The sequence below is a fragment of the Actinokineospora alba genome (assembly GCF_004362515.1).
Classification (GTDB): domain Bacteria; phylum Actinomycetota; class Actinomycetes; order Mycobacteriales; family Pseudonocardiaceae; genus Actinokineospora; species Actinokineospora alba.
On the sequence record NZ_SNXU01000001.1, the window covers coordinates 1,926,154 to 1,947,866 of the forward strand.

Here is a 21,713-nt window from a genome sequence, read left to right on the forward strand (position 1 = left end):
TGACTACAACTCTGAGTAGAGTTCGGCCCGCTGAAGGGGATGATCTTTACTCAATCGAGTGACGGTTATTCGCTGAACCAGCCCGCGGCGGGCATTGCGCATCCACGCCGCATCCACGGTTTGCAGGATCGTCGTCGGATCTGAACAAGGAGACTCCATGGGAACTCGCTTCCCGTCGCGCCGCGTCGGCGCCGTACTCGCCGCGGCATCGGCCACCCTGATGCTGGCCGCCCTTCCCGCCTCCGCCGACCCGGTCAAGGGCCGGGCGCAGCAGGAGCCCAAGTCCGATGGCCACGCGGTCAACATGGGCGCGGGCGACCTCGCGGGCATGCAGCCCTCGCTGTTCACCCTCAAGCTCGCCGACGGCTCGACGCTGCGGGTCTACTGCGTCGAGGTCCACACAAACCTGAGCTACAAGAAGGACATGGTCGAGGTCCCGTGGGACAAGTACCCCACGCAGAACTCCCCCTTCCACAAGAACCGCGCCAAGGTCAACTGGGTGCTGCACAACGGCTTCCCGGCCAAGCAGGTCGACGACCTGAAGAAGCTTCCCGGCCTCGACGGCCTCGACGAGAAGGAAGCCATCTCCGCGACCCAGGCCGCGGTGTGGCACTTCAGTGACGACGTCAACCTCGACGCGAACAACCCGACGCCGAAGAACGCCGACGCCAAGAACGACGTCAAGGCGTTCTACGACTACCTCGTCGGCTCGTCCAACACGGGCATCGCCGACCAGCCGACCCCCGCGCTGGAGATCAACCCGGCCAAGGTCAGCGGTCAGGCGGGCAAGCTCGTCGGCCCGTTCAAGGTCAGCACGAACGGCGCCGTCAAGGAGATCGAGAAGAACCTGCCGGAGGGCGTCACGCTCACCGACAAGGACGGCAAGGAGATCGCCGCGGGCGGCATCAAGGACGGCGCCGAGCTGTTCCTGAAGGTCCCGGCCGACGCCAAGGCGGGCGACGCGGACTTCAAGCTCAAGGGTTCCTCGAAGGCGGACACCGGCAGGCTGTTCGTGATCGAGAACTACGAGTCCGGCAAGGGCCAGTCGCTGATCGTGGCCGACTCCTCGGAGCTCAAGGTCGAGGCGGGCGCCAAGGGTGACTGGAAGGTCGCCCCGGTGACCACGACGACCACGACGACGACCACCCCGGCCCCGACGACCCCGGCGCCGACCACGACTCCCGCCCCGACCCCGCAGGGCTCCGACCTGCCGGACACCGGCGCGTCGATCCTGGTCCCGGCGCTGGTCGGCCTCGGCCTCGTCGGCGCGGGCGCGGGCGCGCTGATCTACCAGCGCCGCCGCCGCTCGGCCTGAAGCTGATCTGAGGGAGGCCCCGCCGGCACCGTCCGGCGGGGCCTCACCCATGTGTGCGCCAGGTCGCGGACTGAGCCGAAATGAGTAAGTTGATCCACGCGGAGCAGCTTCCGCAGTGGGATGGCAAGACTTGGTTGGGTACCCTGCACGGGTGCGCGCCCGAGTCGGGGAGTGCGTGAGGAGCACTGATGGGTATCGACTTCAACGAGCTCAAGAACAAGGCCGCTGGTCTTGTCGAGGAGCACGGCGACAAGATCGAGCAGGGTGTCGAGAAGGCCGGCGAGTTCGCCAAGAGCAAGTTCGGTCACGACGAGCAGGTGGACGGTGTCGTGAACAAGGTCCAGGAAATGATCCCGGACAAGCCCGGCGCCACTCCTGAGACCCCCGAGGGCAACCAGGCGTGAGTTTGGACAGGCAGAACGACGAGCGGGCCCTTCCTCAGGGAGGGGCCCGCTCCTCTGCTGCCCGCAAACCCTCGATGGTCACCTGGCAGTGCGACAGCCCGCCCCGGCTCGAGTCGGTCCGGCTGCTGGTCAGCGACAGCAGGCTGCGCGCGTCCGGCCGGATCATCGCCGCGGCCGACGACTCGGCTGAGGCGTTCAGCGCGTCGTTCGAGGCCTCCGTCGAGGGCGACACCGCGGGCAGGTTGCTGCTGCGGACCACGACGTCGGAGGACGAACGCCAGATCTCGCTCAGCCGCACCGAGGACGGTGTCTGGCTGGTCGACCGCGACGGGGTGTCCCGGCGCGATGAGTTCGACGGGTCCGTGACGGTCGCCGTCGCGGGCGCGATCACGTTCCACACGCTGCCGATCCGCAGGCTGGGGCTGCACCGGACCGCGGGCGAGGCCGAGATCCCGGTCGTGTTCGTCGCGCTGCCGGACCTCGCGGTGAGCCTGGTCCGGGCGACCTACCGGACCGTGTCGATCACCGAGGACGGCGCGGTCATCGAGGTCACCAGCGCCGGGACCACCAGCACGCTGGTCGTCGACGCCGACGGAATCGTCATCGATCACGAAGGCGTGGGCCGCCGCGTCTAGACGCGGAACGGCGCATAGGCGACCGCGAACGCCGCGCGCGGGTCCACCCCGATCGCCTTGATCTCGATCACGTGCTCGCCCGCGGCCATGCCCGTGGTGTCCACGGCCAACCGCCACACACCCGCGGTGCCAGGGCCGTCGGCGACCGTCGGGATCCCCGCGATCCGCTGGTCGTCCAGCCGCACCTCGATCCCGGCGAGGCCTGCCAGCTCACCGCCGAGCCGCTGCCCACCGGGCCCGTCGGCGGTCACCTCCAGCACCAACCGCCCACGCGGGACCACCCCGCCCTGGCCGATCACCTGACCCGCCGCGTCGAGGAACCGCGCGCTGGGCCGGGCCAGCGCGATCCGGGTCAGGGCGAGCGGCACGTCGGTCCCGGACCCGCTGGCCGCGGACACCGCGCCAGGTGGGGCGGCCAGCTCCACCGACGCGCTGACCACGCGGGCCGCGCCCTCGCCACGCCGGATCGGGCCGCGCACCCGGATCGGGAGCGTGTCGCTGTCCGCGCGCAGGACGAGCGCGTCGGCGGGCACGTCGGCGACGATCGGGTACCGGACACCGCGCGCCGGGGTCTGGCCGGCGACCGCGGGTCTCGCCGGGAACTCGCGACCGCCGACTTCGACGGTGAACTGGTCTTCGGTCGGAGCGCGGTTCGTCGGCACGAGAGTCACGCGGAGCTGCCCACCGGTAGTGCCTTGGACGCGCGCTCCGCCGGACGGTGTGACAAGGCCGCTCCCCGCCTCGACGACGGACCGGCCGGTGTCCAGGACCGGCGGCACCACCAGGACCGGGGCCGCTGTCGGCGCCCCCAGGAACGCGATGAGGTCGACCGCCGCGTGCAGGCCGGTAGGACCGCCGATGAACCCGACCAGGACGGTGGCTTCCCGCCACGCGACGACGGCGTCGCTTGCCGCGACGACCTTCCCGTCCCGCACGAGCCTGACACCGTCGGTGCGGACCACAACCTCCCAGCGGACAGTGATACCGATCTCGGCGGGAGCCATCGGGCTGAGGTCGGCGGTGACGCCGCTGCGGGCCATGCCGGGGGCCGCCCGGATCTCGGCGAAGGCGGTGGCCTCCCCGGTGACGCGGACGCGGATCGAGCCCGGCGGCAGCGTCGGGTCCTCCTGGGAGGAGGCGAACGGACCACCGACGAGGTCGGCCGGGCCGGGGACCAGGTCGATCGTCAGCTCGCCCGCCTGCCCGGGGTGGTCGGTCTCCACCACGACGCGCCCCAACTCGCCGTCGGTCGCGCTGTCGCGGAGTTTGAACGGGGCACGCGGACGCAGGACGAGCGGCTCGGTGCCGCACTGGCCGCTGATCACCATGCGTTTGCCGTCGTTGCCCTCGCCCCTCGTCGCGCGTCCACAGTCCGAGGTCCCGCCCAGCCGCCAGCGCTGGGGTTCGGGGACGACCCGGGAGCTGAACCGGTCGACGAAGGACCATGCCGAGTCGTTGTCCGGGGCCTTCGGCTCCGCGTTGACGACGGCGGGGAGGGAGCGCCTGCCGAAGGCGTCGACGGTGCGGACCTCGACCTGGTACGACGTGCCGTTCTCCAAGGCGTCGAGTTGGGCGACCGGCTGGGAGAGCAGGCGGACGTTGGTGAGCGTGGTGCCACGTCCCCAGCGGATCTCGTATCCCGCCGCCCGGTCCGGTTCCGGTTTGCCGGTGCGTTCCGGTCCCCAAGCGACAAGCAGCCGCTGCGGGCCGGGGACGACGCTCAGGCTCGCGGGCTGGGCGGGCGGGTTGCCGGGCGCGGGGAGGACTATGCCGTCCGCGGCGAACTCCTTGACCGTGGTCTGCGGAGGTGGAACCGGGCGTGGACCTGATTCGACGGGCTCTGGCGTGCGCAGGAGCGCTATCGCCGCGCCGATTACCGCCAGGCCGCCCGCGACTATCGCGACCCGGCGAAGCGTTCGGCGCTTGGGTAAGGCGGGCTCTTGGAGATCCACCGGCTCAACGTATGACCGTTCAGGTGATTGCTCACCTTTCGTTGCCGAGCCGATATCTCAGTGCTCGAGGACGGGCAATTCCGCGATCGCGATGTCGCCGGTGAAAGCGACCACCCGCCCGCCTTGAACGCCGACCAGCTGCAGCTCGTCGATCGCGTCCCGGCCGGTGAGGTCGACGGTGACCCGTTCGGTGTCGGCGGACCGGATATCAACCAGCTTCGCGCGGCCGGCGTGGCCCGCGCGGATCGTGGCGCCGAGCGATCCGGTGGAGGCGAGCGCGCCCCGCGCGGCGCCGAGTTTGCCCAGGGCGTCGTCGACGGCCGCGAGCAGCGCCGGGCGGTTTCCCTCGCACATCGCCAGGACCAGCTCCGGGCGCGACCCCATGACCCGGGTGCCGTCGCCGAAGGACCCGGCGGCGAGCGCGAGGGCCAGCGGACCGCCGTCGGCGCCGCAGGAGGCGAGGACCGCGGCCAGCACGTGCGGCAGGTGCGAGATCCGGGCGACCGCCGCGTCGTGCTCGTCGGCCGTGACCGGGACGACGTGCGCGCCGCAGTCGATGGCGAGGTCGGCGGCCGCCCGCCACGCCGTCAGGTCGGTGTCGTCATCGGCGACCACGACCCACGCGGCGCCGCGGAACAAGTCGGCCGTACTCGCCGACCAGCCCGACGCCGACGTCCCGGCCATCGGGTGCCCGCCCGCGAACCGGGTTTCCGGCGCGCTGCGGGCGACCGCGTCGGCGACCGGACCCTTGACGCTGACGACGTCGGTGAGCAGGCAGTGCGGTGCCACGTCGGCGACCTGGCGCAAGACCTCGTCGACCGCGGGCAGCGGGACCGCGAGGACCACCAGCGCGTCCTCGTCGGCCGCGCGCTTGAGGGCTTCGGTCATGGAGGCGACCGCGAAGCCGTCGGCGGCCGCGGCGTCCGAGTCGGCGGTCGAGCCGGTGGCGCCCCACACCGTTCTGCCTGCGGCTGCCGCCGCGCGCAGGACCGAACCGCCGATGAGACCCAACCCGATCACGCACACCGATCGCATCGGGCCATCCTGCCCTAGGTCATGATCCACAGGACACGCCCTACCCCGACAACGCGTCCAGCGCGAAGGCGGCGTACATCGTCACGCCGTGGGCGAGGGCGGCTTCGTCGAAGTGGACGCGGTTGGAGTGGTTGGGCGCGGCGTCGGCCGGTTCGGTGTCGGGCGGGCAGCCGCCAAGGAAGGCCATCGCGCCGGGGACCTGCCGCAGGACGTAGGAGAAGTCCTCCGCCCCCATCAGCGGGTTGGGCTGGACCGTGGAATAGCGCGGGCCCAGCACCTCGGCGGCGATCGCGAGGACGCGGTCGGCGACCGCGTCATCGTTGACCGTCACCGGGTAACCCGGCTTCACCCACGCCTCGACGGCGCAGCCGTGCGCGGCGCCGACGTGCTCGCAGACGCGGACGATCTCCTCGACCATCGTCTTGCGGGTCTGGTCGGACAGCGTGCGCAGCGTCCCCTCCAGCAGCGCGGTCTCCGGGATGATGTTCGTCGTGGTCCCGGCGGTGATCTTGGCGACCGTGATCACGGCGGGCTCGAACACGCTGATCCGCCTGGTCAACGCTGTCTGCAGGGCGCCGACCATCGCCGCGGCAGCCGGGATCGGGTCGAGCGCGTCGGCGGGCATCGAGGCGTGGCCGCCGCGGCCGGTGACCTTGACGTGGAACGAGTCGGCGCCCGCCATGATCGGGCCCGGCCTGCACCGGATCACCCCGGAGAGCTCCTTGGACGTGATGTGCAGGGCGAGCGCCTGCTCGACCGGGGTGCCGGCGACGTCGAGCAGGCCCTCGTCGAGCATGAACCGGGCGCCGTGGTGGCCCTCTTCGCCCGGTTGGAACATGAAGACGACCTGGCCCGCGAGGTCGTCGCGGCGGGCGTGGAGCAGCCGCGCGGCGGACGCGAGCATCGCGGTGTGGGTGTCGTGGCCGCAGGCGTGCATGGTTCCGGGCTCGGTGGAGGCGTACTCCAGGCCCGTGTCCTCGGTCAGCGGGAGCGCGTCCATATCGCCGCGAAGGAGCACGGTGGGGCCCGGACGGGCGCCGCGGAGGACCGCCACGACCGAACCGACGGCGTTTCCTTTCACGATCTTGAGGTCAAGACCCTCCAACGCGTGCAACACTGCCGCTTGCGTTTTCGGCAGCAAGAGCCCCTGTTCGGGGTGCTTGTGGAGCTGCCTGCGCAGGGAGACTGTTTTAGGTTGCAACGCGTGGGCGGCTTGGAAAAGGCCGCTGAACCTCGAGTCGTGCGGCATATTCATCTCTCGATAGTGTCATCGACCCCCAGTTAGGGGGACTGCTTCTTCCGGGTGACCTCTTAGCGGAATACGGTGTGGGCATGTCGGAGCAGGAGCCGGTAACGGGCTTCGGAGTGACGGTCGTCCGTGAGGACGGCAAATGGCGCTGCGACCCGATGGACGCCTCGTCGCTGCGCGAGCTGGACGCGGCGATCACCGAGCTGCGCAAGGCGCGGTCGACCGGCGCGGTGTTCGGTCTCCTCGCCATCGACGACGAGTTCTTCCTGCTGCTGCGCCCCAGCCCCGGCGGGGTGTCGCTGCTGCTGTCGGACGCCGCCGCCGCGCTGGACTACGACATCGCCGCCGATGCCCTGGACCTGCTGCGGATCGATCCGCCGGAGGACGAGGACGAGGTCTGGCCGGAGGGGTCGCTCGACATCCTCGCCGACCTGGGCCTGCCCGCCGCCGAGATGCAGGTGATCATCGACGAGATCGACCTGTACCCGGACGAGCAGCTGCAGATGATCGCCCAGCGCCTGGGCTTCGCCGACGAGTACGCGAAGCACCTCGACACCATCCTGCAGTGATCCCCGAGGTCGACATGGTGCGGGCGGCGATCACCGCCGCCCGCGACGCCGAGGCGACGGGTGACATCCCTATCGGCGCGGTGGTCTTCGACCCGGACGGCAAGGTCCTGGCGTCGGCGTGCAACGCCCGTGAAGCCCTCGGCGACCCGACAGCACACGCCGAGATCCTCGCGCTCCGGGCGGCCGCGGCGGCGTTCGGGGACGGCTGGCGGCTGGCCGGGTGCACGCTCGCGGTGACCGTGGAGCCGTGCACCATGTGCGCCGGGGCGCTGGTTCTGGCACGTATCGAACGGGTGATTTTCGGGGCCTGGGAGCCGAAGACGGGGGCTGTCGGTTCCCTCTGGGACGTCGTGCGCGACCGCAGGCTCACGCACCGTCCGGAGGTCACGGGCGGTGTTCTGGAGGCCGAGTGCGCGGCGTTGTTGGAGGCTTTCTTCGCCTCCCGGCGATGATGTGACCCCCGTCACATTCATGTGGGATTGGGCCGAATGCGGGACACCCCTTGACTGAGGGCGAATCAGCCCTCGGACAGGGAGGAATGTCCGATGAGTGTGTTCGACAAGGCCAAGGACAAGGCTGAGCAGGCACTGGGTCAGGCCAAGGAGAAGCTGGGCCAGAAGACTGACAACGAGGACCTCGAAGCCTCGGGCAAGGCCGACCAGGCTGAGGGCAGCATCAAGGAAGCGGGCCACGACCTGCGCGACAAGGCGGGCGCCGCCTTCGAGGACGCCAAGGACAAGCTGCGGCGCGACTGACCGCCGCTCGTCCTCCGAGTCCGCCGTCGACCCGATCGACGGCGGACTCGTCGCGTTTGGCACACCCCCTGACGGCACGCCCACGGCGTTCGGTAATCTCTTTCGCGGTGGCGTGTCCGAGCGGCCGAAGGAGCGCGCCTCGAAAGCGCGTGACGGGTAACCCCCGTCCGTGGGTTCAAATCCCACCGCCACCGCCAGCCAGAACGCCGGTTCTCTCCACGTGAGAGGACCGGCGTTCTGCTGTTCGCTAGAGGTGCCCTATCTGAGTGTCGACCGGGCTGCCCGAGGCGCTGAGAAACGCATCTTTCCCCGACTTCGGCACCACCACGGGGCCGCCGCCCACGAGGCAGGCTGAGAGTTCCCCGTGCGCCAAGAACCGCCGCGTGTTGTACCCGAACGCCCATGCGTTCGGGAACTCGGTGCACGAACAGATGACGACATCCGGCGAATCCGGCCGCACCATGGCGTCCAGCAGCGCTTGGGCGGTCTCGTAGGCGTCCTGCAAGAGCATCGCGGTCTCTTCTCGGTCGGATATCAAGGGCCCTTATTCCTCACCCGGCGTGGGGATGATCTGCCCTCGCGGGCCTTTCACTGTTAACCAAACAGGTGAAGGATGCCGGGACCGCAGTGAGGAAGGAACACTCTGTGAGAACACCCCGGTTAGTGCTGCTCGGCACCGCCCTGTCGCTCGGCGTGGTCGCCGTGGCCGCTCCGGCCGCGACCGCCGTGCCCAGTGCGGGTGCGATGATCGCCGAGGTCTACGGCGGCGGCGGTAACTCCGGCGCCACGCTGACCAATGACTTCATCGAGTTGGGAAACGCGGGCTCGACCGACGTCTCCCTGGCCGGCTGGAGCGTGCAATACCTGCCCGCTTCCGCGAGCGCGGCGAGCCCGTGGCAGGTCACCCCGCTGGCCGGAGCGCTCGGTGCGAACGGTCGCTATCTCGTCGCCGAGGGCGCGGGCGCGGGCGGCACCGTCGCGCTGCCCACGCCGAACGCCAGCGGGAACATCCCGATGTCGGCGACCGGCGGCACGGTCGCCCTGGTCAACACGACGACCGCGCTGACCTGCAAGACCGCCGCCGACTGCGCCGCCGACGCGCGCATCGTCGACCTGGTCGGGTATGGCGCCGCGGTGGTCCGCGAGACCACGCCCACCCCGGCCACGAGCAACACCACCTCGGCGGCCCGTCCCGCGCTCGTCGACACGGACAACAACTCCGCGGACTTCGTGATCGGCGCGCCGACGCCGACCAACGCCGCGGGTGAGACGCCCGGTGGCGGCGGTCCCGCACCGACCCCCGCCAAGATCAACGAGATCCAGGGCGCAGGCCACCTGTCCGCGATGGACGGCGTCAAGGTCAGCACCACCGGTGTCGTCACCGCGGTCCGGGCCTTCGGCTCCTCGCGCGGCTTCTGGCTGCAGGACCCGCAGGCCGACGCGAACCCGGCCACCAGCGAGGGCCTGTTCGTCTTCACCGGCTCGACCACCCCGAACCTGGCCGTGGGCGACGCTGTCACGGTCGTCGGCACGGTCGACGAGTTCTACCCGGACGCCGCCCCCGCGTCGTCGGTCATGCTCGCCACGACCGAGCTGACCAGCGCCACCTGGACGGTCAACTCCAGCGGCAACGCGCTGCCCGCCGCGGAGGTCCTCACCCCGACCACCGTCCCGAACGCCTACGCGCCGAGCCCCGGTGGGTCCATCGAGGCCCTGCCCCTCGACCCGTCCGCATTCGCACTCGACTTCTACGAGTCCCGCGAGGGCATGCGGGTCCAGGTCGACAACGCCCGCGTCGTCGGCGCGACCACCGCGTTCAACGAGGTGTTCGTGACCACCAAGCCGGACCAGAACCGCTCCGCCCGCGGCGCGACCGTCTACACCGGCTACGACGACTCCAACAGCGGCAGGCTGCAGGTCCTCTCGCTGATCCCGTTCGCGCAGCGGCCCTTCCCGCAGGCGAACGTCGGCGACACGCTCGCGGGTGCCACCGCGGGCCCCGTGGACTTCAGCCGGTTCGGCGGCTACGTCCTGCAGGCCACGCAGCTCGGCGATCACGTTTCCGGCAACCTCCAGCCCGAGGTGACCCGGGCGGAGCGCGGCGGCGAGCTGTCGGTGGCGACCTACAACGTCGAGAACCTCTCGCCGGTCGACTCGCAGGCGAAGTTCGACCGCCTCGCGCGGGCGATCATCACCAACCTGGCGACGCCGGACATCCTGTCCCTGGAGGAGATCCAGGACAACACGGGTCCGGTGAACGACGGCGTCGTGGCGGCGGACCAGACGCTGCGCAAGTTCAGTGACACCATCGTCGCCCTCGGCGGCCCGCGCTACGACTGGCGGCAGATCGACCCGATCGACGGCCAGGACGGCGGCCAGCCCGGCGGAAACATCCGCGTGGCTTTCCTGTTCAACCCGGCGCGTGTGTCCTTTGTGGACAAGCCGGGTGGCGACGCGGTCACCCCGATCGAGGTCACTCAGGGCGAGTTCCCGTTCCAGGCCAAGCTTTCGATCTCCCCGGGCCGCATCGAGCCGGGCGACGAGGCGTGGGAGAACAGCCGCAAGCCGCTGGTCGGCGAGTTCACCTTCCGCGGCAAGCCGGTGGTCGTGGTGACCAACCACTTCAACTCCAAGGGCGGCGACCAGCCGCTGTTCGGCCGCTTCCAGCCGCCGAACCGCAGCTCCGAGGTGCAGCGGCTCAAGCAGGCCGCGCTGGTCAACGCGTTCGCGCGCAAGATCACCGACATCGATCCGTTCGCGAACCTGGTGGTGCTGGGCGACATCAACGACTTCCAGTTCTCCCCGGTGATGGCGAAGCTGACCGAGGGCGGCGCGCTGCGGGCGCTGATCGACGACCTGCCCGTGACCGAGCGCTACAGCTACGTCTTCCAGGGCAACGCCCAGGCGCTCGACCACATCACGGTGAGCCCGTTCATCTTCCGGGCGGACTACGACATCGTGCACATCAACGCCGAGTTCGCCGACCAGGCGAGCGACCACGACCCGCAGGTCGTGCGGTTCCACCCGACCAGCATCCCCTGGCCGAGCAGCTAGATCCCGACCACAGCGGGCCCGCGTCACGGTGACGCGGGCCCGCTGTGCTTTGGTGGTCTTAAAGCGACAAGCAGAGAAGGTGAGCAGATGAGCGACCGCCCGGCTCGGCGAGACCCGTCGAAGTTGGTGGAAGCCCCAGGTTTCCGCGACTACGTCCGCGACGACTGGGGTCCGGCCGACCGCCGGGTCCGCGCGGTCCCCGGTGCCGCGGAGGCCGCCGCCGCGCACCGCGCCCGGCTCTCCGCCGCGTTCCCCGGCAAGCGCATCGCCGTGGGCGCGGGTCGCGCGCCCGTGCGATCCAACGACACGGACTACGAGTTCCGCGCCGACAGCGACTTCGCCTGGCTCACCGGCTGCTACGCCGAGGGCGCCGTGCTCGTCATGCACCCGGTCGGCGACGGCCACGACGCCGTCCTGCACCTGCGCGAACCCGCCGGGCCCGCCGAGGCGGACTTCTTCGCCAACGCCCGCGACGGCGAGCTGTGGATCGGCGCCGCCCCCGGCCTCGCCGAATGGGCCGAGGCCCTCGGCATCGCCTGCCGCCCGCTGGAGGAACTGCCCAAGGTCCTGCGCGGGCAGCTGCCCGAGGTGCTGGCCGCCAAGGGCGTGGAGCCGCTGCTCGACGCGCTGGTCGGGGCGCACAGCTCCGAGCTGCGCACCACCCTCGCCGAGCTGCGCCGGATCAAGGACGACTGGGAGATCGGGCAGCTCCAGGCCGCCGTCGACGCGACCGTGCTCGGCTTCGCCGACGTCGCCCGCGAACTCCCCGAAGCCGTGCGTGGCGGCGGTGAGCGCTGGCTGCAGGGCACCTTCGACCGGCGCGCCCGCACCCTGGGCAACGGCCCCGGCTACGCCTCGATCGTCGCCGCGGGTGAGCACGCGCCGGTGCTGCACTGGACCCGGTGCGACGGCCCGGTCGCCGAGGACGGCGTGCTGCTGCTCGACGCGGGCGTCGAGATGGGCACCCTCTACACCGCCGACGTGACCCGGACGTTCCCCGTGTCCGGCGAATTCAGCGACGCCCAGGCGCGGGTTTACGACTTGGTTTACGAAGCGCACGTCGCGGCGATGGCCGAGGTCCGCCCGGGTCGCGAATACAAGGCCTTCCACGACACCGCCATGCGCGTGCTCGCCGAGGGCCTGCACGACTGGGGCCTGCTGCCGGGGTCGGTCGACAAGTCGCTCGACCCGCGGGGGCAGCACCACCGCCGCTACATCGTCTGCGGAGTCGGTCACCTGCTCGGCCTCGACGTGCACGATTGCGCCCGCGCGAGCGCGGAGTCGTACCACGAAGGGGTGCTCGAAGTAGGTATGGCGCTGACTGTCGAGCCCGGCCTGTACTTCCACCCGAACGACCTCACCGTGCCCCCGGAGCTGCGCGGAATCGGTGTGCGGATCGAGGACGACCTGATCGTCACCGCCACCGGCAACCAGGTCATCTCCGACGCGCTGCCCATCACCCGCGACGGGATAGCCGAGTGGGTCCGGGCTCGCGCAGGTAGCCTCGGCTCCTAAGTGGAGTACACAGTCAGGGGAGCGAAGGAGGGCGTCGTGTCGAACACAGACCACGACACTCGCACGAACGAGGTCAAGGCAGGTAAGCACGCCGCCCCGGAGGGAGCCGAGCGGCATCCGCTGATCGACCTGTCCCGGGATCCGAACCCGGGTCGCGCCGACCACGCCGCGCCGGACGACGAAGCCTGATCTACCAGGTGAAACGCAGGTCATCCCGCGGGATGGCCTGCGTTTGTCGTACCTGGGGTGCACCATGGCCCCATGCGAACACATGATCGAGAGACGCGGGGGTCGGTCGCGGTGCTTGCGGCCCGGCTGACCGAGGCCGCCGCGGTGCGGTCTCGGGGCACGCCCCAGGCCGTCTCGGCTTATGTCCGCGACGTGGCCGCGCACGGGCCGGAGCAGGCGGGCGCCGCCGCCGCGTCCGCCATGGGGCACACGGTCGAGTTGCTCTGGCGGCGCGGCTGGCTGCCCGCCGACGTCGTGGCGGCGACACCCCGTTCGCTGTCCACCCTCGTGGTCGACGTCGTGGCGGCGCAGACCGCCCAGTACCGGCAGCTGCATCCGCGCTGGCGGCAACAGCTCGCGGAGATCGGCGCGGACGTCTGGTGGACCGGCGCGCACCTGCCCCTCTGGGCGGAACGCAAACGCTTGTCCCTGGTTGAGGCCCTGGCCAGGGTGGTCGACCTCATCGCGGCGCTGATGGTGCTGCCGCAACTGCCCCACCTGGTCCCCGCGCCGGGGGAGTCCTTCGCTCGCGAGACCAAACCGACCGGCGTGGACGCCCGGGTGCTGATCCGGGTCCGAGGCTTGCTCGCCAAGGCGGAGTCGACGGCGTTCCCGGAGGAGGCGGAGGCACTCTCGGCCAAGGCCCAGGAGCTGATGGCCCGCTACGCGTTCGAGCAGGCCGTGGTGGAGGGCATCGACGACCGCCCGCAGGACGCCGCCGCCCACCGCTTATGGCTCGAAGCGCCCTACCAGGGACCGAAGGCGCAGCTGGTCGACGTCGTGGCGGGCGCGAACCGGTGTCGGGCGGTGTTCTACCCAAAGCTCGGGTGCGTGGTGCTGGTCGGCCACGAGACCGACGTGGAGATCGTCACCATGCTGTCCCGGTCCCTGCAGGTGCAGGCCGAACACGCCCTCGGTGGGTCGCCGTCGCGCGGCCGCGCGTACCGGCACTCGTTCCTGGTCGCCTACGCCCACCGCATCCGGGAGCGACTCGCGGGCGCGGGAGCACCGGCGGCTTCTGCCGACACCCGGCTCGTGCCGGTCCTGGCCAAGCGGGACGCGGCGGTGACGGCCAGGTTCGAGGCGATGTTCCCCGGCGTCCGCGTCCGCCGCTCGTCGGTGAGCAGCGCCGACGGCTGGGGCGCGGGCGTGCTGGCCGCCGACCGGGCCGACCTGCACCCGGGCCGCAGGCGAATAGCGGGCTGACCCCGGACATGGGCGAACGGGCCCACCGGTCATCCGGTGGACCCGTTCACAGTGCTCGATCAGAGCGGTCGATCAGTCTCCGCTTACGCGGGGATGGTCAGCACCTGGCCCGGGTGGATCATGTCCGGGTTGGAGACGCCGCTGGCCTGCGCGATCTTCATGTACTGGTTCGCGTCGCCGTAGAACTGCTTGGCGATCTTGGACAGCGTGTCACCCGGCTCGACCGTGTAGGTCTGGGTCGCGGGGGCGGCGGGCGCGGCCTGCGCCTGCGGGGCCGCCTGAGCGGGCTCGGGCTGCGGGGTGTTGCTGGCCCACACGTTGGTGCCGCCCTGGCGGACGCACAGGTTGCCGTCGTTCTCCAGCACCAGGCGGGAGCCGTCCTTGCCGCTGGTCTCGCTCGACCACACAGCCTCGTTGTTTTCCTTGTACAGAACGAAGTTTCCGTCGGCCTGCATCTCGGCCCGGACCGCGCCGGAGCCCTTGGCGTTGGCCGACCAGGTGGGCATTCCCTCGGTGGCCAGGACCAGGTTGCCGTCGTCCTGCATCTCCAGGTAGTGCCTGCCGTTGGCGGAGTGAATCTTCTGGCCCACGGCCAGGCTCGAACCGGATTCCAGTGCGTCAGCCACGTGATTTCCTTTGCTCTTCGACGATAACCGCGACCTGGGGCCGCGGGCCGAGGCTAAGCCCGCGACACCCATCCCCGCGCGTTGGTGGATCCGCTGCGCAGGACCCCGGGTTGCGTGCGCTTTTCCTGTGCCGCAACAACTTCTGACCACCGTTCACCGGGCGGCCATGGGGCATATTCACCCGACCGGGGGGTTTCCGGTGAACGTTGGGCCCGGCGGGGGCGCGCACGCCCGGACCTGCGTCCGACCTCCCGTTTTGGGTGGCCAAACCCGCCTGCGGTACCCTCTTGCGCGTTGGAGGATTCGCATAGTGGCCTAGTGCGCACGATTGGAAATCGTGTTGGGTGTAAAAGCCCTCAGGGGTTCAAATCCCCTATCCTCCGCACCGCGAGAGCCGGTCACCAGTGGTGACCGGCTCTTCGCTTTCACCGGTGTGGGCGAACAGGGTCTTCGGCACGCCGCCGCGGGGGACCGGTACACTCGTCCATGGACCCCGTGCGGTGTTCATCTCGCGAACCTCCCCAGGGCCGGAAGGCAGCAAGGATAAGCGGGCTCTGGCAGGTGCACGGGGTCCCCTTTATTGCCCGGGGTCTCCTATTCGCGCTCTTTGGCCACCAGCTCGTAGCTGCGGATTCGGTCGGCGTGGTCGTACACATTCGTGGTGATCATCAGCTCGTCGGCCTTGGTCGCCGCGAGCAGGTCGGCGATCCCCTTCCGCACGGTGTCCGGGCCGCCGATGATCTGTGAGTCGAGCCGGTCGTCGATGAACAGCCGGTCCATGTCCGTATACGGGTAAGCCGCGGCCTCGGCGGGTGTCGGCATCCGGCCCGGTGTGCCCTTGCGCAGCTGGAGGAACTGCAGCGCGCCCGGCTGGGCCAGCTCCCGGGCCGTCTCGTCGTCGTCGGCGCAGATCACCGACGCGGCCACCATGGCGTAGGGCTCGGCCAGCGCCGCCGACGGCTGGAACCGCTCGCGGTAGAGCGCCAGCGCGGGCAGCGTGTTCTCCGAGCTGAAGTGGTGGGCGAAAGCGAACGGCAGGCCGAGCATCCCGGCGACCTGCGCGCTGTAGCCGCTGGACCCGAGCAGCCACATGGCGGGCTGGTTGCCCAGCGCGGGGACGGCTGTGATGCCGTTCGAGTCCCGGCCGGTGAAGTAGTTGGACAGCTCCGCGAGCTGCTCGGGGAAGTCGTCGACGGAGAGCGGGCCGGTCGAGCGGCGCAGCGCCCGCGCGGTCACCTGGTCGGTGCCGGGCGCGCGGCCGATGCCGAGGTCGACCCGGCCCGGGTGCAGCGCCTCCAACATGCCGAACTGCTCGGCCACCACGAGCGGCGGGTGATTGGGCAACATCACACCCCCGGACCCGATCCGCAGCGTCGAGGTGGCCATCGCGATGTGCGCGAGCAGCACGGCGGGCGCGGAGCTGGCGATGCCGGGCATGTTGTGGTGCTCGGCCACCCAGTACCGGTGGTAGCCGAGGCGCTCGGTGCGCTGGGCGAGGTCGAGGCTGTTGCGGAGGGCGGCGGTCTCGGTGGAGTCGCTGGCGACGGGCGCCAGGTCGAGCACGGAGAGGGGGACGTCGGTGGGCACAACACTGTGCAACGCCCGAAGGCCGCCGGTGCTTCCCGGGCGCGGGGATGTCGGTCGAGCCAGGTAGGGTCGGGCCCGTGGCGCTTGCCCTTTATCGGAAGTACCGACCGGCGACCTTTGCCGAGGTCGTCGGCCAGGAACACGTCACCGACCCTCTGCGCGTCGCGCTGTCGGCAGGCCGGGTCAACCACGCCTACCTCTTCTCCGGCCCGCGCGGCTGCGGGAAGACGTCCAGCGCGCGCATCCTCGCCCGGTCGCTGAACTGCGAGCAGGGCCCGACGGATGAGCCCTGCGGCACCTGCGACTCGTGTGTCGGCCTCGCGCCGAACGGGCCGGGCACGGTCGACGTCGTCGAGCTCGACGCGGCCAGCCACGGCGGTGTCGACGACGCCCGCGAGCTGCGCGACCGCGCCTTCTACGCGCCCGCCCAGTCGCGCTACCGCGTCTTCATCGTCGATGAGGCGCACATGGTCACCACCCAGGGCTTCAACGCGCTCCTCAAGATCGTCGAGGAGCCGCCGGAGCACCTGGTCTTCATCTTCGCCACGACCGAGCCGGACAAGGTCCTCGCGACCATCCGCTCCCGCACGCACCACTACCCGTTCCGGCTGATCCCGCCCGGCGCGATGCGCGAACTGCTCGAACGCAACTGCGCCGCCGAGGGCGCGACCGTCGAACCAGCCGTGTTCCCGCTGGTCATCCGCGCGGGCGGCGGCTCGGCGCGCGACACCCAGTCGGTGCTCGACCAGCTGCTCGCGGGCGCGGGTCCCGAAGGCGTCACCTACGAGCGCGCGGTCGCCCTGCTCGGCGTCACCGACGTCGCCCTGATCGACGACATGGTCGACGGCCTCAGCGCGGGCGACGCCGCCGCTGTCTACGGCACGGTCGACCGGCTGGTCGAAGCGGGCCACGACCCCCGGCGCTTCGCCTCCGACCTGCTCGACCGCCTGCGCGACCTGGTCCTGCTGCGCGCGGTGCCGGACGCCGGAACCCGCGGGCTGGTCAGCGCGCCCGCCGACGAGATCGACCGGATGGTCGGCCAGGCCGAGCGCATCGGCCCCGGCACCCTGACCCGCTATGCCGAGATCGTCCACACAGGACTCGTCGACATGCGCGGCGCCACCGCCCCGCGCCTGCTGCTGGAACTGCTGTGCGCGCGGATGCTGCTGCCCGGCGCGGTCTCGACCGACGCGGCCGCGGATTCCGCTGTGCTGCAACGGTTGGAGCAGATGGAAAGGCGGGTCACCGCGGGCGGCAGCGCGCCGGTCGCCGCGCCCGAGGCCGACACGCCGGCCCGCCCGGTGATCACCCGCCCCTCGCAGCGCCAGGCCGAACAGCCTGCCCAACCCGCCCGAACCGCCGCCGCGACCGGGGCAAGCCCGGCTACCGCACCCGGTCGGACCGCCGCCGCGGCGAACGCTGCTGGTGCACCCGGCCAAACCGCCGCAGCGACCGCATCCGGCCGGACCGCCGCCCCGACCGCGGCGAATGCAGCTGGTGCACCCGGACAAGCCGCCGGCGCACCCGGCCGAACCCCGGCGGTATCGCCTGCCGACGCCGGCTCGCCCGTGTCCGGCACCGCAGCGGGCGCACCCGGCCGACCCGCCGCGGTATCGCCTGCCGACGCGGGCCCGCCCGCCGCCCGGCCAGAGGCCGCGGGTTCGCCTGCCCGGCCGTCCGGCTCGCCCGCCGCAGGCGCCCCGGCGAACGACTGGCCCACGCCGAGCACCCCCGCGAACGGCGCCGCCCCCAGTGCACCCGCTCCGGCGCCCACCCCGTCGGCCCCCGGAGCGCTGGACGCCACCGCCATCCGCCGGGTGTGGTCCGAACTGCTCGGCGCGGTGCGCAAAGCCAGCCGCAGCACCGAAGCCATGCTTACCAACGCGACGGTCCAGTCCGTCGAGGGCAGCACGGTCGTCATCGCGCACACCGCCGCCCCCTTGGCGCGCAGGCTCGGTGAGCCGCGCAACGTCGAGGCGATCGCGCAGGCGCTCAACGCGGTTCTCGGTGGCACGTGGCAGGTTCGCTGCGTCCACGCCGAGCCGGGCAGCACCCCGACAAGCGCGGCCCCCGCCCGCCCGGTCGCCCAGTCACCGCAGCGCACGTACGAGCCGCCCAGCCGGGTGATCAACAACCGCCCGCCCGCCGAGGACGCGCCGCCTCCGCCGCCGGAGCCGGAACTCCCGCCGGAGCCGGAAGACGAAGAAGAGCTGATGGCACAGGCCGCCCACGCCCCGGAACCCGGCGCGGAGGGTTCCCGGCAGGACCCGGAAGAGGCCATGCTCAAGCTGCTCGCCGAGAAACTGGGTGCCAAACCGCTGAAGTCGTGACCGCGCGCCCTCACATCGGCCACCGGTCCGCCTCCGCGTGCTGGTGTCTGCCGTGGTCGCACGGCTAGAGTCCAACGACTTTGCCCACGGGTGGCCGCCGTCCGCGACCCCGAACAGGGGGAGACGATGACCACGGCACGGAAGCGCCGCTGGGTGCGATGGACGGTTCCGTTGGTCGCGGTTGTAGCTGGCTTGCTGGTGGCGAAAACGGTGTCCTTCAACGGAAACCGCCATCTACGAGCGCCGCCGCGGCCGCCTTCAACGCCGCCGCCGACGGTGGGTCGGCGCGGCCGACCCACCGGTCGGTCCCGGGCAGTACCGCTACCTGGGCATCCACGCCTGGCACCTGGGCGGCACGCAGCTGACAGACCGTCGCGAGCAGTTCGCCTACCTCGCGAAAAGCATTACGGAGACGTGGACTCCGGCGGACTACCGGCAGGAATGGTTGCTGCGCAGCCAAGACACGGGCAACCGCCGTTGGGGTTGTCGGCAGCCGGGCGCAAGCGCTGGCCGCGGGCTACCCGATCGACGCGCAGCGGATCCCCGACCGCGAAGAGCGCGCCCCTTGTGGTGACTTCGGGGCGGCCTCCGAGGGTAGGCAGCCCGGTTCGCGTGACGGGACATGGCAGGTACCGACGCCGGAGTTCCTGGCAGGCCTGCCCAAGGACCCGCGTCAGCTCCACGACCGGCTGAGGGCCGACACCGCGGGCCACGGCAAGGGCCCGGACCAGGGGGTGCTCGCCTACGTGGCTGACGTCCTGCGGTCGGGCGTCGCCCCCGCCGACATTCGCGCCAACCTCTACCCCGGCGCCGTCGTCAGCCTCACTTCAGTGGAAACCGCCATCGTCGACTGATCGGCACCCCCCAACCAACCGCGAGTCGCCCCCTCCAGCAAGTGAGTCGCCCCTTCCAGCGACTGAGTTCGACATTCGTGCCATCGCGAATGGCGAACTCACTTGCCGGGAGGGGCGACTCGTTTGCCTGGAGGGGCGACTCGCGGGGTGGGTTAGGGGGTGATGGGGCGGATTCGGGCGGAGTCGGCGGCGACCAGGGCGGCGTCGCCGGATTCGGTGGTCACGGCGACGGTGCGGGAGGAGGGGGACCAGAGCAAGCCGTCGGGGCGCACCGGGGTGGGGAGGTCGGCGGAACGGAGGAAGCGGCCGTTCTCCGTCTGGTGGAACGAGATCCGGAGGCCGTCGACGACCGCGATGCGTCTGCCGTCCGGTGCGAGCCGTGCCTGGGAACCGGCGGGCAGGGACGGGACCAGCGGCTCCCATTCCTCCCCGCCGACCTTGTAGCGCACGATCCGTGCCTCGTCGCCCTGGTAGTCCGTGGCGACCAGGCGCATCGAGTCGGGGAGCCAGCGCAGGTTGCGCCTGCCCGCGTCGGCGGGTTCGGGGGAGATCAGCCGGACATGGTCGTCCTCGGTTACCGGCATCGTGTCGACCAGCAAGAGCTTGCGGGGCAGCCGAATCGCGATGTAGCGGCTGTTCGGGCTGACCGCCGCCTCCAGGACCGCGCCGCCGCGGTCGTACACGGCTTGTTCCTCACCGACCAGCACGTTGCGGATGACCACGGTGAACAGCAGCCGGTGCCGCCGGTTGGCGCGGTAGACGATGCGGCCGGGGAGCACCCCGAGCAACTCGGTGTCGTAGTCGGCCGAGCCGAGCAGCGGGACCATGCCCGCGCCGATCCGCAGCAGCGACAGCCGGGCCGGTTTCCCGTGCTCGACAACGATTTTGCGGTCGCCGGGGAGGTACTTCGCGGCCCGCAGGTCGGTCACCGTCTCCAGGTTTCGGCGCACGCCTTTGGCATCCAACTCGACCAGGCGCGCCTGGTCGCCATCGGTCACCGAGATCAGCAACCGTTCGCGCTCGTCGACATCGAGCACCCGCATCCCCGACATGATCTCCACCCTGTCACAACACGGGTCATCCAAGGAATCCGAGGATCCCGTTCGCAATCCCTTCGGCGTAACGCTGCCTGCCCGCGGCGCTCGACAGCGTCGCGGCCTCCGCGGCGTCACGCATGTTGCCGCATTCGACCAGCACGGTCGGCCGCTCGGTCAGGTTGAGCCCGGCGAGGTCGTCGCGGGCGGACAGCCCATCCTTGCCCGCGTAGTTCGACGTCGGGAACCCGGCCGCGACCAGCTTGTCGCGCACCGCCCTGGCCAGCCGCAGCGACGGCTCACCCTGCGCGGTGTTCAGCGGCGGCGACGAGTACGCGAGGTGGAAGCCGTGCGCGCCCGCCGCGGTCGAGCCGTCGGCGTGCAGCGACACCACGGCCGCCGCGCCCGACTCGTTGCCGATGGCCGCGCGCCGGTCGACGCAGGGCCCGACGCCCGCGTTGTCGGCCCTGGTCATGACGACCTTGACCCCGCGCGCGGTGAGGATCTCGCGCAGGCGGACCGCCAGGTCCCAGGCGAACGCGTGCTCCGGGTAGCCGGTCTGGGTGGCCGTCCCGGTGGTGTTGCACGGCTTGGTCCGCCCGCGCCCGGCGGGAACCTGCCGGTTGATCTCGGCGGTGTGCGTGGCGTTGCCGCCGTTGTGGCCGGGGTCGATCACCACGACACGCCCGGTCGCGGGCGGCGCTATCGCGGTGGTCGTCGTGGTCGGCACGCTCGGGGGCGTGGTGGTCGCCGACGTGCTCGACACAGCGGTCGACACCGCGGTCGACACAGTCGTCGTCGTGGACGGGGAGGTCGAGGTCGTGTCCGCGAGCGTCTGGCCGACCGGCTTGGCCTGCGGGCCGCCGCACGCGGACATGGCCGCGGCGAGGGCGCAGGCGGCGGCCAGCGCGTTCGCGTGTCTTCTCAGCACCGCGCCCACGATGCCACAGGTGGGTGCCCTCTAAGCTGGTAGCGACACCGACGTAGACCGTCGGGTCGTTCCCGGACGAGAGGGGCCGCGGTGTTTCCCGGTGGCGGTGCGCCCGACATGCAGGCGATCATGCAGCAGGCACAGAAGATGCAGGAACAGCTGCTCAACGCGCAGCAGGAGCTGGCCGACGCCGAGGTCCAGGGCTCCGCGGGCGGCGGCCTGGTCACCGCGACGGTGTCCGGCGCGGGCGAGCTGAAGGCCCTGGAGATCGACCCGAAGGTGGTCGACCCGGACGACACCGAGACGCTGGCCGACCTGATCGTCGCCGCCGTGCGCGACGCGGGCGCCCAGGCGCAGAAGCTGGCCGAGACCAAGATGGGCCCGCTCGCGGGCGGACTGGGCGGCGGGCTCGGCCTGCCGGGTATGTGAGCCGA

Annotated in this window: 20 protein-coding genes, 2 tRNA genes and 1 other RNA gene; 15 read left to right on the forward strand and 8 right to left on the reverse strand. The window is 71.2% G+C overall.

What is annotated here, in order from left to right; genetic code table 11:
• Positions 1-157 precede the first annotated feature (157 nt).
• From C8E96_RS09240 to C8E96_RS09250, 3 genes are all read left to right on the forward strand, one after another.
• Complete coding sequence (locus tag C8E96_RS09240) at positions 158-1,315, forward strand: thioester domain-containing protein (protein ID WP_091380268.1); 1,158 nt, start codon at positions 158-160, stop codon at positions 1,313-1,315.
• Between the two features lie 188 nt (positions 1,316-1,503).
• Positions 1,504-1,719, forward strand: coding sequence for an antitoxin (locus tag C8E96_RS09245; RefSeq protein ID WP_091380266.1), 216 nt, complete (start codon positions 1,504-1,506; stop codon positions 1,717-1,719).
• A complete protein-coding gene (locus C8E96_RS09250; RefSeq protein ID WP_228770095.1) occupies positions 1,716-2,354 on the forward strand; it encodes a putative glycolipid-binding domain-containing protein in 639 nt (212 codons plus the stop codon). The genes C8E96_RS09245 and C8E96_RS09250 overlap by 4 nt, the downstream gene beginning before the upstream one ends.
• Here C8E96_RS09250 and C8E96_RS09255 read toward each other — a convergent pair.
• The 3 genes from C8E96_RS09255 to C8E96_RS09265 are packed head-to-tail and all read right to left on the reverse strand — an operon-like array spanning position 2,351 to position 6,596.
• Entirely contained in the window at positions 2,351-4,306 is a 1,956-nt protein-coding gene (locus C8E96_RS09255; protein WP_091380262.1) for a fibronectin type III domain-containing protein, read from the reverse strand. The genes C8E96_RS09250 and C8E96_RS09255 overlap by 4 nt on opposite strands.
• Positions 4,307-4,363: 57 nt before the next feature.
• The gene (locus C8E96_RS09260) at positions 4,364-5,341 is read right to left on the reverse strand and encodes a prephenate dehydrogenase (RefSeq protein WP_091380260.1); all 978 of its coding nucleotides are present in this window, start codon (positions 5,339-5,341) and stop codon (positions 4,364-4,366) included.
• Positions 5,342-5,381: 40 nt separating this feature from the next.
• The gene (locus tag C8E96_RS09265) at positions 5,382-6,596 is read right to left on the reverse strand and encodes a M20 metallopeptidase family protein (RefSeq protein ID WP_091380258.1); all 1,215 of its coding nucleotides are present in this window, start codon (positions 6,594-6,596) and stop codon (positions 5,382-5,384) included.
• Between the two features lie 77 nt (positions 6,597-6,673).
• Here C8E96_RS09265 and C8E96_RS09270 point away from each other — a divergent pair, with 77 nt between their 5' ends.
• The 4 genes from C8E96_RS09270 to C8E96_RS09285 all read left to right on the forward strand — a co-directional run bounded on the left by C8E96_RS09270 (position 6,674) and on the right by C8E96_RS09285 (position 8,111).
• Complete coding sequence (locus tag C8E96_RS09270; RefSeq protein ID WP_091380610.1) at positions 6,674-7,159, forward strand: tRNA adenosine deaminase-associated protein; 486 nt, start codon at positions 6,674-6,676, stop codon at positions 7,157-7,159.
• Positions 7,160-7,173: 14 nt separating this feature from the next.
• Positions 7,174-7,611 carry a nucleoside deaminase gene (locus C8E96_RS09275; protein WP_091380607.1) on the forward strand — a complete coding sequence of 146 codons (438 nt, stop codon included), beginning with the start codon at positions 7,174-7,176 and terminating at the stop codon, positions 7,609-7,611.
• A 93-nt stretch (positions 7,612-7,704) separates the two neighbouring features.
• Positions 7,705-7,914 (forward strand): CsbD family protein, encoded by a 210-nt coding sequence (locus C8E96_RS09280; RefSeq protein WP_091380256.1) that lies wholly within the window; start codon positions 7,705-7,707, stop codon positions 7,912-7,914.
• Between the two features lie 106 nt (positions 7,915-8,020).
• Positions 8,021-8,111 (forward strand) — tRNA-Ser (locus tag C8E96_RS09285).
• A 50-nt stretch (positions 8,112-8,161) separates the two neighbouring features.
• Here the strand turns inward: C8E96_RS09285 and C8E96_RS09290 are convergent.
• On the reverse strand, positions 8,162-8,425 hold the full coding sequence (locus C8E96_RS09290) for a YrhB domain-containing protein (protein WP_091380254.1): 264 nt from the start codon (positions 8,423-8,425) through the stop codon (positions 8,162-8,164).
• Positions 8,426-8,541: 116 nt separating this feature from the next.
• On the opposite strand from C8E96_RS09290, the gene C8E96_RS09295 reads away from it, so the two are divergent.
• The 4 genes from C8E96_RS09295 to C8E96_RS09305 all read left to right on the forward strand — a co-directional run bounded on the left by C8E96_RS09295 (position 8,542) and on the right by C8E96_RS09305 (position 13,917).
• A complete protein-coding gene (locus tag C8E96_RS09295) occupies positions 8,542-10,968 on the forward strand; it encodes a lamin tail domain-containing protein (protein WP_407642612.1) in 2,427 nt (808 codons plus the stop codon).
• Between the two features lie 87 nt (positions 10,969-11,055).
• Complete coding sequence (locus C8E96_RS09300; protein ID WP_091380252.1) at positions 11,056-12,483, forward strand: aminopeptidase P family protein; 1,428 nt, start codon at positions 11,056-11,058, stop codon at positions 12,481-12,483.
• A gap of 36 nt (positions 12,484-12,519) precedes the next feature.
• Positions 12,520-12,672 (forward strand): hypothetical protein, encoded by a 153-nt coding sequence (locus C8E96_RS33175; RefSeq protein ID WP_091380250.1) that lies wholly within the window; start codon positions 12,520-12,522, stop codon positions 12,670-12,672.
• A gap of 72 nt (positions 12,673-12,744) precedes the next feature.
• Positions 12,745-13,917, forward strand: coding sequence for a DUF2786 domain-containing protein (locus tag C8E96_RS09305; RefSeq protein WP_133794295.1), 1,173 nt, complete (start codon positions 12,745-12,747; stop codon positions 13,915-13,917).
• Positions 13,918-14,000: 83 nt separating this feature from the next.
• On the opposite strand, the gene C8E96_RS34455 is transcribed toward C8E96_RS09305, so the two are convergent.
• The gene (locus tag C8E96_RS34455; protein WP_324187093.1) at positions 14,001-14,543 is read right to left on the reverse strand and encodes a LysM peptidoglycan-binding domain-containing protein; all 543 of its coding nucleotides are present in this window, start codon (positions 14,541-14,543) and stop codon (positions 14,001-14,003) included.
• Positions 14,544-14,839: 296 nt separating this feature from the next.
• Between C8E96_RS34455 and C8E96_RS09315 the strand changes: the two genes are divergently transcribed.
• Together C8E96_RS09315 and ffs are read left to right on the forward strand one after the other, a co-directional pair.
• Positions 14,840-14,926, forward strand: a tRNA-Ser gene (locus C8E96_RS09315).
• A gap of 102 nt (positions 14,927-15,028) precedes the next feature.
• Positions 15,029-15,123, forward strand: an RNA gene (gene ffs, locus C8E96_RS09320) — signal recognition particle sRNA small type.
• A gap of 14 nt (positions 15,124-15,137) precedes the next feature.
• Here ffs and C8E96_RS09325 read toward each other — a convergent pair.
• The gene (locus C8E96_RS09325; RefSeq protein ID WP_228770094.1) at positions 15,138-16,130 is read right to left on the reverse strand and encodes an LLM class flavin-dependent oxidoreductase; all 993 of its coding nucleotides are present in this window, start codon (positions 16,128-16,130) and stop codon (positions 15,138-15,140) included.
• Between the two features lie 77 nt (positions 16,131-16,207).
• Between C8E96_RS09325 and C8E96_RS09330 the strand changes: the two genes are divergently transcribed.
• Entirely contained in the window at positions 16,208-18,460 is a 2,253-nt protein-coding gene (locus C8E96_RS09330) for a DNA polymerase III subunit gamma and tau (protein ID WP_133794297.1), read from the forward strand.
• A 1,006-nt stretch (positions 18,461-19,466) separates the two neighbouring features.
• Here the strand turns inward: C8E96_RS09330 and C8E96_RS33180 are convergent.
• A complete protein-coding gene (locus C8E96_RS33180; RefSeq protein WP_166657932.1) occupies positions 19,467-20,366 on the reverse strand; it encodes a TolB family protein in 900 nt (299 codons plus the stop codon).
• 25 nt (positions 20,367-20,391) lie between these two features.
• Positions 20,392-21,279, reverse strand: coding sequence for an N-acetylmuramoyl-L-alanine amidase (locus C8E96_RS09335; protein ID WP_228770093.1), 888 nt, complete (start codon positions 21,277-21,279; stop codon positions 20,392-20,394).
• 117 nt (positions 21,280-21,396) lie between these two features.
• Between C8E96_RS09335 and C8E96_RS09340 the strand changes: the two genes are divergently transcribed.
• Positions 21,397-21,708 (forward strand): YbaB/EbfC family nucleoid-associated protein, encoded by a 312-nt coding sequence (locus tag C8E96_RS09340; RefSeq protein ID WP_228770092.1) that lies wholly within the window; start codon positions 21,397-21,399, stop codon positions 21,706-21,708.
• The last annotated feature ends 5 nt before the right edge of the window (positions 21,709-21,713 follow it).